The organism is Mongoliitalea daihaiensis, assembly GCF_021596945.1.
GTDB lineage: Bacteria > Bacteroidota > Bacteroidia > Cytophagales > Cyclobacteriaceae > Mongoliitalea > Mongoliitalea daihaiensis.
The window spans coordinates 2,458,073-2,471,886 of record NZ_CP063779.1 but is presented as its reverse complement, the minus strand read 5'-3'; the positions used below and the strand labels follow the sequence as shown (position 1 = coordinate 2,471,886).

The window sequence follows — 13,814 nt, the reverse complement described above, 5'->3', positions numbered from 1 at the left end:
CTTCATTAAACTTTCGCTCTAACTTCATAAACTAGTCCTTCTTTTACAAGATCGTTTAAATAAGAAAAAAACAGCCAATATATCTTCTTTTTTCAATGATGAGAAGACTCCTTTTACCAACTAGTGTAAATTGACATCAAAAAAAACAAGCACAGGATTTCCTTCAATTTCATATGAATCGATGACATTTCGAACTTTTTCATTTGTTAAGTTTTGATCAGTAATTTTACCTTCCAAATCTAATTTTTTAAGATTGTTTAATACCGGATCTGGTCCCCTCATAATAAACCTGTTTCCAGAAACCCCAATTATTTCACCTACCAAGCCAAAATTAATCTCGCTAGAAAGGTTACCAAATGATATATAATCCTCTGACAATAAGGACACAAAACAATGAAACAACCGTCCCCCCTTCTGTCCTTGTATAAATAAAACCTCGTTAGTAGCAAAAATATTCCTAAAGCCTATAAACAAATTTTTATCTATAGCATAATTTGTGGCTTGTAACTGATCACTTTTAAACCTCTTTAAATAGTTTTGTGGAATTGATTCACCGTCAATCAGTATCTCATACGACCTTAGAAATGAAGAATCAGTTACTTTAAATATTTCATTGGAAAAATTTTGATACAAAAAAATACCTTGGTCATTTTTGGACATATAGTTAGTAGAACTGTAGGAATTGTTTCTTCGATCTTTCTCTTGAAATAGATATTGATATTTCCTTTCTAAAAAAACACTATCCCAAATCACTACATTAAATTGATTAGTTTTATCATAAGCATCATTTAAATGCCCCACCCAATTACCATTTAATGATTCAAATTCATTGATATAATTCTTATTTGTATCAAGAACCCCTATTAAATTACCATTTAAATCGTAAGTAAATACAGATGATGAAGGATTAGTTAAGACCAGAATTTCGTCCTCCTGAATAAAAAAATCTGAAATGCCATTATATTTCCCAGGACCATCACCAAAATCATCGATTTTTGAAATAAATTTCCCGCTAAAATCAAACAAAAAAATGGCTTTTTGAATTCTACTAAAAATAGCTATCAAATTCTCATTAGTTTCAATTTTTGTAATTTCAGCAATCAAACCATTTGAGTTTGATTCCAAAACAACGTAATCTAAATTTTTTCCAATATCCTTAAATTTCTTTTCAGTAGATGTTAACTGTAATCTTCTAAAGTCCTTTGCATCAACCAAATCTTCATCATAATCTGGTTTGGAGCATGAACCAATTAAGACAAAAATAAAGGAGAGCATAGTAAATGTTTTCCCAAAGCAAAATTTAGTAGTTTTCATATTTTCACCCAATTCTGATGAAGTAAAAGGGACAATTCCCACCCTAGAAACAACGAATAATAAAACACCCTACCCAACTTAAAAATTCAACTGAAGTTGGACCATTAACGATCTTGCGGGCAGCCAAGTATTAGCATCAGCTACACCCGAAGCATAATATGCATGAATTTTCTCCACATGGTCGTCAACATTCCAAACAGGTCTGCCATGTAGGCGAGGCTCCGGGTCCGCACCTGAAAATCGAGTGAAATAAAACAGATTGTTTCCAATCACAGACAGTCTGCTATTAATTTTAGTAGGTCCGAAAGTGAGGTCAAAATTTCGTGAGACAGATAAAAATTGAAGGTTGAGAAAACTGGAATTTTCTACAAAGTAGGAGTTGAAGGTATTCTGTTCTGTCAAACCAAGATTTACCAACTCCTGAGAACTTCTGACCCTATTCACAGCAAAAAAGTTGACATTTCCATAGCGAAAATTTGTTTCATGGGCCAATACATGTCCAAAGACCCCTCTGAAAAAAGCCTCCATAGACCATTTTCCAAAGCTTAATCCATGATTCCAACCCATCCACCAACGAGGAATTACCCTTCCTATAGGTCTGTAAGCATCTTGCCAATTGGTACCACTTGGGTTTTGATTGAATACCCACTGCCCTGTATTTCGATCAATTCGTTGAAACTCCAACGCACGTACTGTTCCAAGGGCCTCCCCTGTGCGGAGCGTATTGAATTGGAAATAGGGATTACCCCCAACTTGGCGGCTAACTCCTACATCTCTTCCTTCCCAAGAGACTAGATCAGCGTCCAAATTTGTCCATTCCGAGTGCATCCAAGTCAGATTCAACCCCGATTGATACTTGAACCTTTTCCTGTCTATTAATTTGAAAAGCCAGTAGGATTCAAAACCATAGTTTTCTATGGACGCAAAATTTTGGTAAGAAAAAGATACAAAGGATTGCCCTTGAGAATCAAAAATGGCCTCATCCGGCAGCAAAGCCATGAGATCTGATGCTTGATTTCGGAAGATGGTATTTCGTGCCACCACCTTTCCTTTGGCAAAAGCCGCATCAGCGCCCAATTCCCATGCGTTTGATCTCTCCCATCGTAAATCAGGATTGGCAAAATGTCTGGGAATAACTTGTTCACCTATATCAAAAACCGTCTGACTCAATCCCGACTGATCTGGTGCCAATCCGGTGTAGCTAAGCTTTGCAAAAAGCCGCAAACGATCTCCAACTGCATAAGTAACATCCATTCCCCAAAAATTCCCCCATCCTGTATTTGACCCAAGATGAGAAGCCTGCTCAGGTTGGTAACGGAAGTCAATCCCTAGTTTTTCTCGGAAAAGCAAATTCAAAGAAGCACCAAAGGATTCCAGTGTAAACTCCCCAAACTCCTCTGCTAAATCTACTCTGGTAGTTGCCGTTTGGTCCAAATCAATTAAGCGCTCATTGTAGCCATTCCATATATAACTTAATCCTTGTCTTGCATATCTTAAACCGGGTGTGATTTTCCAATTACCAACATCCGCTTGATAATCCGTAGTAAACTCAAAAAGACTTCGATTATGGCTACGTTCACGAAAGATTAATGGGAAAATTGTCTGAGAAATACCAGCTCGATTACTGTAGGTTCGTTCTTGAGCCATTTCTTTCCCAACTTGTCCATATCGGGAACTGACGCTCCATCGATCAGTCAATTTTGCAGTTAGATTGGCTTGAAAGAAATGCATGGTAGTCTCTACTGTGTTTCGCTCTTCTTGCATCCGTATCCAAGGATTTCCTCGAAATCGTGTGAATGCCTCAAAACGCTCTTCCAAAGGCCAAGTAGGGTTCATCATCATTCCTTCAAAAAAATCACTATTCCCAATTCTTGCTTGACGATTGACCCTCAATCCACTGAAGTCTAGTAAAATCCGATCATCCCACATAGAATAACCCAAATTTCCGTATAAGCTTAGTTGGTCAAAACCTGTATGAGGCTGTATCCCTTGTACGGAACGGTTGCTGAGTTTGGTATCCAAATAAAAATTATCCTTTCGGTAGCTCCCTTGCACGCCTGTATGCATAGACCACGCATTTCTACTGAGCACATCCTCCCAATCCGTATTTGTATTCCCGTCTGGATGGCCGGGTAACTTCAAAGCTCTGTATTCCTGAGGAGTAAACACATCATAGCTTCGTTGATGGCTTTCCACTGCTGCTGATTGCATCAAGCCTACTGTCCAGCCTTCCTTTCTTACTGATTTAGTGCCAATAGTTACCACTCCCGCACCTGCTTGCATCCCCCATGAAGCAGCCTGTGCACCGTTTACAAGACTAATGGTATCCATTAAAAATGGATCAATAAACTCCCATGTGAGTCCAGGCATTCCATCCATGACTAACAAGGGCCTCATCCTGTTTTGATAGGTATGAAAGCCCCGATAGATCATATCAAATGAACCATTAGGATTGGAGCCTGGTCTACTGATCAATAACCCGGGGATTTGACCCTGAATTGCCTGAGGGAGGGAGAATAGTAACCCCTCATTGAACTGAAAACGTTGGGGAGGAATACTATCCTTCGTCTGTGCATACAGGGACGAATTAAAACCAAAGACAAAACAAAGGAAGAGTAAAAACCGCATTCAAAACAAAATCTGAGAGTTAACAATACGTTAAGGTAAGAAAAAACAGCTACAAATCTACCTATCTAATTGACCAACAAGCCCTTTTTTAGCTTCATCATCATGATTACTGGGTTATCTTCAGCTTTTACAATGCCAACTCCATCCAAGGTAATTTCCATAGTTCTATCTTCAAAAGTTTGAGAAGGAATAATGATATCCACTAAATAGAAATCTTTTCTTCAGATTGGTCTTTTTCTTTACAAGAGATAGCTAAGAAACAGGATGAAAAAACAATAAAAATGATTTTTTTCATCTCTAATTTTAAGTTGCATTGGAGCATAATCTACGTGAGAGCTTTACTATTCTAATCCAGATGGATAAAATTACCTATTCTAAAGCAAAAAAATAGTCATACGAAAGAATTAATGATCCTAAAACTCTCCATCAGGGAAGGCTCTAAAGCATTTAGAAATGGAAACTTTGTGAATAAATCATTAAATCATAGGTACTTTCTTCTGTCTGCAAGCTGAAACCAAATTTTCTTCTTACCTTTGCACCCTAATTCAATTTTACAATGCTTAATATTCGGAATATCGCGATTATCGCACACGTTGACCACGGTAAGACCACCTTGGTAGACAAAATTATCCACGCCTCCAAAATCTTCCGTGAAAACCAACAGTTTGACGATTTAATCCTGGATAACAACGACTTGGAAAGGGAAAGAGGAATTACCATCCTTTCCAAAAACGTATCCGTACGATATAAAGACCATAAAATCAATATTATTGATACCCCAGGTCACGCCGATTTTGGTGGTGAAGTGGAACGTGTATTGAAAATGGCCGATGGAGTTATCCTACTAGTGGATGCCTTTGAAGGCCCAATGCCTCAGACAAGATTCGTATTAGGCAAAGCCCTTGCACTAGGTTTGACGCCTATCGTAGTAGTAAACAAAGTAGATAAGCCTAACTGTAGACCAGACGAGGTCCATGAGTCAGTATTTGACTTGATGTTTAACTTGGATGCTACAGAAGAGCAATTAGAATTCCATACGCTTTATGGTTCTGCCAAAAACAATTGGATGGGTCCAGATTGGCAAAACCCAACTGACTCTATTCTTCCCTTGTTGGATGCGATATTAGAGTTTATCCCTGCTCCAAAAATTGATGAAGGTTCCCTGCAAATGCAGATTACTTCGTTGGATTATTCCAACTTTGTGGGAAGAATTGCCATTGGCAGGATCAAAAGAGGTTCAATTAAAGAAGGTGCACAATTGACCTTGTGCAAAGCAGATGGTGTATTCAAAAAAGTCAGAATTAAAGAATTGCATGTCTTTGAAGGCTTGGGTAAAGTCAAAGTAGGAGAGGTACATGCCGGCGATATATGCGCGGTCACAGGAATTGAAGATTTTGAGATCGGAGATACCATCGCGGCGCTGGAAAACCCAGAACCACTTCAAAGAATTGCTATTGATGAGCCTACGATGAATATGCTCTTCACCATCAACAACTCTCCCTTCTTCGGTAAAGAAGGTAAGTTTGTGACTTCCCGTCACTTGAGAGATCGATTGATGAAGGAAATGGAAAAAAATCTTGCCTTGAGAGTAGAATCAACGGATTCTGAAGATAAATTCCTAGTCTATGGACGTGGAATCCTCCACTTGTCAGTCTTGATCGAAACCATGAGAAGAGAAGGCTATGAATTACAGGTAGGTCAGCCTCAGGTTATTTTTAAAGAAATTGATGGAGTCAAACATGAACCTATCGAGGTATTGGTTGTGGATGTTCCTGAAACAACCGCTGGAAAAGTTATTGAATTAGCTACACAAAGAAAAGGTGAATTGCTTATCATGGAGCCTAAAGGCGACTTGCAACACTTAGAGTTTAAAATCCCTTCTAGAGGATTGATTGGCTTGAGAAACAACGTATTAACTGCTACCCAAGGGGAAGCGATCATGAACCATCGATTTTCTGAATACGAGCCATTCAAAGGACCTATTGCAGGCCGGATCAATGGTTCGTTGATATCTATGGAAGGTGGTCAGTGTACTGCTTATGCCATTGACAAGTTGCAAGATAGAGGTATTTTCTTCGTCGATCCAGGAGATGAATTATACACAGGACAAGTGATTGGCGAACATTCCAGAGATAACGACATCGTGGTGAATGTTCAAAAAGGTAAAAAACTTACAAACATGAGAGCCTCTGGTTCTGATGACAACGTACGTATACAACCTGCTAAAAAATTCTCTTTGGAAGAAGCCATGGAATACATCCAAAAAGATGAATACTTGGAAATCACGCCTAAATCCATCCGAATGAGAAAAATCTATTTGGATGAGAATGAGAGAAGTAGAATGTCAAAGAAAGATTCTTGATAGAGGCGAGAGATTAGAAAATAGAAACAAGAATCAAGAGGCAAGATAAGTTCTACTCAAGTTCAGTGAAACAAATAGATTCGTTTTAAGGAGTAGATTTCTATTGCTCGTAAAATTGACTTAGATTAGAAAAAAGACCCCAGAAGTTGGAATACTTTTGGGGTCTTTTTTTGACCTTTGAGGTTTCAAAGAATCTTGAAGATTTAGCCACTAATGGCACAAATTTACACGAATTAAAGGTTTTGGGTATCCCCTCTAACATTTAGGGGCATAGCCCTGTGGTCTTCGTAGCAATTCATATCAGGAGGAAAACTGAGGCGCGTAGCGCTGATATCTTGTCAAGCAGAAAGCGATTTTTAGGTAAAATTGCGTATTGAATCCGAAAGCAAACTATAAGAACCTTTGAGGTTTCAAAGAACCTCAAAGGTATTTCAAGATACAAGGAAAAGAACCTCTTAATTACTCAAACTTATAAATATCCAAAACAACTTCATCCTCGCTAATTCCTTCATAAAAAGAATTCGTTCGGGAAAGGTAAAGTCCTTTTTTACCAATGAAAGACTTGTATGGCTTATGAATTTTTCCTGGGAATCTCTTTTCAGTGAGAAAATTAAAGTCTTTATCCAATACAATGATGCTGAAATCATTTTTGATCTGAGGAAATTGTTCATCCAGATCTGAATCTTCCATTTCTCGACCGATAGTTACAAATCGGTAGTAGACATCCCTATAAGCATCATAGATCAAAGAACTATAGGTTGTCTGAGATACTTTTTCTCTGATTTCTATGTCTTTGGGAATACCCGCACCAGCAGAATACTTCAGTGGCTTAGCAAATTCACTTTTAGCATGCACTGATTTTACGTGATTCCAATTAGTATCAAAAACCACCAATGAATCTAAAGCATTCCAAGAATAGATCCAAAAATTCCCTTGCCTGATTCTAGAAAACATGCCTAACTCTAAAGGCCAATTTTTTCCAAAATAAAAATCAGGAACGGTAATCTTGTCAATTCTTGTTACTTCATTTTTAAGTAAATCCACTTGGACGGCTGGACGAAATGATTTCATTTCTTCATCGGAATTCAAAAATCCGTTCAGACTTATATCTGAAAAATATAAATTACCAGCTTCATAGATGGTCATATTATTAGCTCTTGAATAATGGTTGACCAAACTTTTCATCATTTCCTGGGGATTACTCCTATCCATTTTTTGCGGACTATACTGAGTGATTACTTCCCCTTGACCATTCACTAAGGTAGTACCGTTCAATAGCATCTGGTTAAACAAAAAAACCGAATCAGCATTATGATAAAAGAAACCATATAATGGACGTATGGGGAACTTTTCATTTCTCTCAATTACTGTCCTTTTAATCATTTCTCCTGATTCCAGATCATAAAAATCTAAAGAGAAATTCACCCTATTCAACACTAAAAGTAACTCCTCTCCTTCTTCTTGGATTATCTGAAATTCAGTAAAGTCAAAATTGGAAACGGAGTCAATTGCTAGTTTCAATTGTCCCAAATGAGTAAAACTATTGTTAAAGGACACTTTTTCCAAAGAAGTCTCTTTCTTTGTACAGGCCCAGATGCAAACGCATAAGAAAATAGGTAACAACAAATATTTGTTCATAATATTAGGATGTCTGAAAGAAATTAAATTAACTATATAATCTATTAATTACAAATTTAAAATATCTTCCTTTTAAGAATTCCTCACTAAGTAAATCAAAACCCTCACATGAATCGCAAGTAAAAGTTCCCAAAGTTGACGAAAAACACAACCAACTCTTACGTTATTCGTGTTATAAGTGGATTAAATGAATTACTATGAAGAAAGTTACACTATTAACATTTGTATGCTTAGCGTCATTTACTTTTATCACTCAAGCCCAATCAGATAAAATTATCCTCAATGGAGAAGTCAAAAATGTAATCGTAGAGGAAGTTGGAACTAACCATGTCAAATACAAATATCCTGATGAAAACGCTTCTTACACCATAAGTAAACATAGAGTTGAAAGAATAATTTTTGCATCTGGAAGAGAGGAAGTTTTTGAATCGCCATTCAAACCTGTAAGTTCGGTAAATGATTATGAAAATGTATTTCTCTCCTATCAGCCGCAGGATGTGGATGGGTTAAAACCCTTGGGACAAGTATTTTCTAAAGCCAAAGGAGTTACTACTTTAGCAAGCATCAATAATGTCAATAATCGGGCTGTCAGAAAGGTTAAAATGGAGGCAGCAATGCTTGGGGCTAATGTAGTGCTCGTAGGAAACACCTTTCAGCGAGGAAATCAATACGGAAATGAAAACGTACCTGGAAATGCTACAATGACAAGTATTTCAGGCACCGCCTATACCACAAATTCCAGTAATTATAATTTAGATGAAGTTCGGGTCTTTTTGGAGAACTACGAATATGTGCTATTTCAAACTGATCAATTCAATAGAAATGACTTTGACAAAAAATCAAAGCTTCATGAACTATACGACCAAAAATTCAACGTGAATCTGTTCAGGTTGGATGATGTTTATGAAAAGGATGGATTCTTGTATGTTAAAATTCAAAATTTACGAACCAAAACAGGTGATTTGAAAGTACTATTTGCCAATGAAGAACACATTACCTTAATGGAACAGCACAGAAACACTATATACAATTACTTCCTCCTCAGCGAAAAAGAGCCGAGAGTGGTTCAAATGAAAGCCACCAAAGAATTAAGAAGCAACCGATAAAATTAAATCTTTATCATCAATCATTAGAGTAGTGCACAAGGATAAAGCCCCTAAATCAAAGAGATTTCAGGGGTCTTTTATTGACTTTAGCTTTTGAAAGAACTTGAAAAGTAAGCCCTAACTGCACATATTTTCACAAAAAAAAGAATATACTAATTGAATATTTAGAGGTGTAACCCTGTGGTCTTCGTAGAATTTTCTTTTTAGTGAAAGACAGAGGCGCGTAGCGCTGATATCTTATCCCGCTGGAAGCTTTTTTTAAATTGATGAATTATCCTTAGTTTGCTAGTATGAATACAATACTGACTACAACATGAAAAGATTGGGGAAAATTATTTTTTTGATGCTCTGCATTGCTGTAGGATTAATTGCCCTGCTACTCGCTTATGATTATATTTTTCATCCACATCCTTCAAGAATAAAGGCGACTCATTTTCAATATTCCCCAACTGCTCGACTTTTTGACAAAAACGAATACCAAGCATTCAGAGATAGCATTTATCTTCTATCCGAACAGTTAAAAGTGTCAGATAGCCTCCAAAGGCCTGTTCAGGTAACCTTTCACATGAAATATGCGGTAAAGTCGGACAGCATGACCCTGCAACCGTTTAGCTACTCCATTCGCATTGGCAGCGAATACCTAGTCAATGGCAATCAATCAGAGAAAATAGGCACTCCAGCTCCCATCCAAGATTTCATCACATTGACTGGAGAACAGATTCGTATTGGAGGACCTCAAGAAAAACCAACGGTAGTCAACTTATGGTTTATTGGTTGCAAGGGATGCATGCAGGAGATGCCAGGACTGAATACTTTACAGGAAAAATTTGGAGAACGAGTGAATTTTGTAGCCCTGACCTTCGATTCAGAAGAGCAAGTCAAACGCTTTCTAACAAAACATGCATTCAACTTTCAACAGGTAACTGATGCCGAAGCCTACATCAAAGAGATCGGTTCATTCCCTTATCCTGAAAATATTTTTATTGACAAGACAGGAATAATCGTAGATGTTCATGGAGTGTTTGAACCCACATCCATTTCAGAAATGGGTTATATGGAATCAATTATTAAAAAGATGCTTTGAGCGGTTTTTTTAACCTAACCCCCTGTACATCAAACATAAAATGTAAATTATTTTCACTTTGCACCATTTTTAAAAAATAAAAGCCTCCCAAGAATTCTCTTGAGAGGCTAATTCCCTTCAATCAGTATTGAATTACTTAACCACTTTCTCTACTACCAAATTGTGATTGGTATAAATACAGACATCTGCTGCTATCCCCAAACTTTCGCGGACCATTTCCTCTGCACTGAGTTGAGGAGCAAATTTTTTCAGCGCACGTGCTGCTGATTGAGCAAACATGCTTCCTGAACCAATCGTGGCGATCTCCATATCCGGTTCGATGACATCACCTGTACCTGATATGATCAGAATATCCTGTGAATCTGCCACAATCATCATCGCTTCCAATCGACTCAACATACGGTCCATTCTCCATTCCTTGGCCAATTCCACGGCCGCACGCTTCATATTGTTACCATAAGCACTTAGCTTTTCTTCAAACTTTTCCAACAGGGTAAATGCATCTGCTGTCGAACCAGCAAAGCCTGTCACGATTTTGCCTCCTTGTAGTTTTCGTATTTTGTTGACAGAACTCTTAGCTACAGTATTTCCCATCGTAGCCTGACCATCCGCTCCGATGACCACTTCTCCATTATGCTTGATCGCGACGACGGTTGTTGATTTTATTTTTTCCATGTGGGGAGTTGATTAGTGATTAGTGATTGGTTACTTGATTGGTGATTAGTTGTTTGGTGGGTAGGTCCACTGTCCACAGTTTGATTGTGGTGGGAATAATGATTACGTCTTTTGATACCAGAATCTCTACTTGGCACCTAGTACTTGATACATGGTACTTGGTACTTGATACAACAATCCAGTATGATCAAAACATTGACCAAACCAAAAAGTCCCGAAAAATCAGGACTTTTTGACAGGTGTTTTTTTATTGAATTAGATCAGAATTCTTACTGGATCTTCCAACAAGCCTTTCAATGTCTGCAAGAATGCAGAACCTACGGCACCATCTACTACTCTATGGTCGCAAGAAAGGGTTACTTTCATCACGTTACCAATTTGCATTTGACCATTCTTCACAACCACTGTTTCTTTGATACCTCCTACGGCTAGGATGCATGCATCCGGCGGATTGATGATGGCTGTAAATTCATCGATACCGAACATTCCCAGGTTAGAAATGGTGAAGGTATTTCCTTCCCAATCCTTCGGCTGCAATTCTTTATTTTTAGCCTTTCCTCCAAGAGACTTCGCATCATTGGAGATTTGGGATAGAGACTTGGAGTCTGCAAATCTAATTACTGGAACCAACAAACCTTCTTCCACTGCTACTGCCATACCGATATGGATATGGTCATTATAGCGGATTTTATCACCCAACCAAGAAGAATTTACTTTTGGATGTTGACGCAAAGCTGCTGCTGCTGCTTTGATCACCATATCATTAAAAGAAATTTTCACTGGAGATATTTCATTCATGCTCTTTCTCGCTTCTATAGCTTTATCCATGTTGATTTCCATGGTTAGGTAGAAGTGAGGGGCCGTATACTTACTTTCAGCTAATCGCTTCGCTATGACCTTACGCATTTGAGAAACTTTCTCTTCTCGGAAGGATTCTTGACCCATAGCAGGTGCAGACGCGCTAGTGCCCACTGGTGCTGGAGCTGCCTCAGCGGCAGCTGGTGTGAATGTTTCAACGTCTCGCTTGATAATTCTACCTCCTTCGCCAGAACCTTTTACTTGACGGATATCAATTCCTTTCTCTTCAGCTAAACGTTTCGCTAACGGAGAGGCTTTTACTCGATCCCCTGTATCGGACGTAGATACTACAGGAGCAGAAGCTGTGGTGGCAGCTGCCTTTGGTTCATCCGCTACTTTTTCTTCTTTCACAGGAGCTTCCTCAGCAGTAGCTTCAGGTTCTTCAGAGGATTTAGAATCATGTGCTTTTAACAAAGTTTCATAATCTGCACCTTTCTCACCGATAATAGCAATCACGCCATCGACAGGAACTGAGTCACCTGCATCTACACCTATATAAAGCAGAGTACCATCTTCATATGATTCCAGTTCCATGGTTGCCTTATCGGTTTCCACTTCTGCAATGATATCGCCGGATTTTACCACGTCACCCACTTTTTTCAACCAACTTGCAATGGTACCATCTGTCATGGTATCACTCATTTTGGGCATAGTAATGAGTGTAGCATTGATTCCCGACGTATCGATTTTTTCTACTTTCGTTGGTTTTTCTGCTTCTTTTTTCGGAGCAGGATCTTCTTTCTTTTCTTCTACTTTTTCGGCAGGAGCGTCTCCAGAAGAGATCTCCTTCAGCAAAGCATCTATATTTTCACCCTTTTCTCCAATAATTGCGATTACTCCATTGACTGGTACTGCATCTTTTTCTTGCACTCCGATGTGTAAAAGCACACCCTCTTCGTACGATTCCAATTCCATGGTCGCCTTATCGGTTTCCACTTCTGCTAGAATATCTCCAGGCTTAACAGTATCTCCAACTTTTTTCAACCACGCTGCGATCACCCCTTCTTCCATGGTGTCGCTCATTTTGGGCATTCTAATTATATCGGCCATAAGTTTAATAGATTCCTAGTCCAAATTTAAGGAGTCCAAAAATAGTTCTTAAAATGTCTTTATTCAAATTTATAGTAGTATTTTCAGGATTGTAAAGCATGAAAACACCAATATTGTTCAGAAATGCCCTTAAGTAAAAACACGACATACGAATCACCCAAGTGGCTCTTCAACGGTCATTTACAAACTATTATCCCTTCCTTATTTCGATCTTCAATCCTGCTTCCTTTTGAGAGAGAGCGCATTACAACTTTAGATGGGGACTTTCTAGACTTAGATTGGCTGAAAACTGATTCCAAAGAACTTGTCATTATCAGTCATGGCCTCGAGGGGAATAGTCAACGTCCTTACATGACAGGCATGGCCCGACAATTCTACTCCAATGGCTACGATGTGCTGACTTGGAACTTTCGAGGATGTGGGGAGGAACTCAATCAGAAACCCATTTTTTACCATTCAGGGGCTACGTATGACTTAGATGAGGTAGTCAGGCATGCAGAAAAAAACTACCAAAGCATTTATTTAATAGGTTTTAGCCTTGGAGGAAACCTGACTTTAAAGTATTTAGGAGAAAAAAGAACCTCCGCTGCAAAAATCAAAAAGGGAGTCGCCATTTCGGTACCATTGCACTTGGAAAGTTCCTCCGATAAGATTTCTACTGGAGAAAATATCATGTATGCCAAGCGTTTCTTGAGAACTCTTAAAGAAAAAGTAGCTAAAAAAGCAAAAATATTTCCACACGACATCCCCGTAGGTACTCTACGCAAAATCAAAACACTCAAAGACTTTGATAATCTTTACACGGGTCCTTTACATGGATTTAAAGACGCGCATGATTATTACGAACAATGTTCTTCGCTCTATTTTTTAGAAAGCATTGAAGTCCCTACACTTATATTGAATGCTCAAAACGACCCTTTTCTGACTGACAAATGTTTTCCAATTTCATTGGGCAGAACCTTGGAAGCTGTTTGGATGGAGTTCCCTAAGTTAGGTGGACATGTAGGATTTACCCCCCGAGCAAAAGAGGACATTTATTGGTCCGAAAAAAGAGCATTTGAATTTATCAAATATGAACCTTAATTTTCAAAAAAAATAC

At 38.3% G+C, this 13,814-nt stretch carries 10 protein-coding genes; 4 read left to right on the top strand and 6 right to left on the bottom strand.

The window, feature by feature from the left end:
- Positions 1–120 precede the first annotated feature (120 nt).
- The 3 genes from IPZ59_RS10445 to IPZ59_RS10435 form a co-directional block, all read right to left on the bottom strand.
- Positions 121–1,314, bottom strand: coding sequence for a 6-bladed beta-propeller (locus IPZ59_RS10445; RefSeq protein WP_236135990.1), 1,194 nt, complete (start codon positions 1,312–1,314; stop codon positions 121–123).
- Positions 1,315–1,392: 78 nt separating this feature from the next.
- A complete protein-coding gene (locus tag IPZ59_RS10440; protein WP_236135989.1) occupies positions 1,393–3,942 on the bottom strand; it encodes a TonB-dependent receptor plug domain-containing protein in 2,550 nt (849 codons plus the stop codon).
- Positions 3,943–4,007: 65 nt separating this feature from the next.
- Positions 4,008–4,145, bottom strand: a complete 138-nt coding sequence (locus tag IPZ59_RS10435; protein ID WP_236135988.1) for a hypothetical protein — start codon at positions 4,143–4,145, stop codon at positions 4,008–4,010.
- A gap of 353 nt (positions 4,146–4,498) precedes the next feature.
- Between IPZ59_RS10435 and typA the strand changes: the two genes are divergently transcribed.
- Positions 4,499–6,304, top strand: coding sequence for a translational GTPase TypA (gene typA / locus IPZ59_RS10430; RefSeq protein ID WP_236135987.1), 1,806 nt, complete (start codon positions 4,499–4,501; stop codon positions 6,302–6,304).
- A 459-nt stretch (positions 6,305–6,763) separates the two neighbouring features.
- Here the strand turns inward: typA and IPZ59_RS10425 are convergent, their stop codons facing one another.
- The gene (locus IPZ59_RS10425) at positions 6,764–7,942 is read right to left on the bottom strand and encodes a DUF4221 family protein (RefSeq protein ID WP_236135986.1); all 1,179 of its coding nucleotides are present in this window, start codon (positions 7,940–7,942) and stop codon (positions 6,764–6,766) included.
- A 197-nt stretch (positions 7,943–8,139) separates the two neighbouring features.
- Here IPZ59_RS10425 and IPZ59_RS10420 point away from each other — a divergent pair, with 197 nt between their 5' ends.
- Together IPZ59_RS10420 and IPZ59_RS10415 are read left to right on the top strand one after the other, a co-directional pair.
- Complete coding sequence (locus tag IPZ59_RS10420; protein WP_236135985.1) at positions 8,140–9,048, top strand: hypothetical protein; 909 nt, start codon at positions 8,140–8,142, stop codon at positions 9,046–9,048.
- A gap of 343 nt (positions 9,049–9,391) precedes the next feature.
- Positions 9,392–10,132, top strand: a complete 741-nt coding sequence (locus IPZ59_RS10415) for a TlpA family protein disulfide reductase (RefSeq protein ID WP_236135984.1) — start codon at positions 9,392–9,394, stop codon at positions 10,130–10,132.
- Between the two features lie 132 nt (positions 10,133–10,264).
- Here IPZ59_RS10415 and hslV read toward each other — a convergent pair whose 3' ends face one another.
- Both hslV and IPZ59_RS10405 read right to left on the bottom strand, forming a co-directional pair.
- Positions 10,265–10,807 (bottom strand): ATP-dependent protease subunit HslV, encoded by a 543-nt coding sequence (hslV, locus tag IPZ59_RS10410; protein ID WP_236135983.1) that lies wholly within the window; start codon positions 10,805–10,807, stop codon positions 10,265–10,267.
- A 255-nt stretch (positions 10,808–11,062) separates the two neighbouring features.
- Complete coding sequence (locus IPZ59_RS10405) at positions 11,063–12,715, bottom strand: pyruvate dehydrogenase complex dihydrolipoamide acetyltransferase (protein WP_236135982.1); 1,653 nt, start codon at positions 12,713–12,715, stop codon at positions 11,063–11,065.
- A gap of 123 nt (positions 12,716–12,838) precedes the next feature.
- On the opposite strand from IPZ59_RS10405, the gene IPZ59_RS10400 reads away from it, so the two are divergent.
- On the top strand, positions 12,839–13,798 hold the full coding sequence (locus IPZ59_RS10400) for a YheT family hydrolase (RefSeq protein WP_236135981.1): 960 nt from the start codon (positions 12,839–12,841) through the stop codon (positions 13,796–13,798).
- Positions 13,799–13,814: the final 16 nt, after the last annotated feature.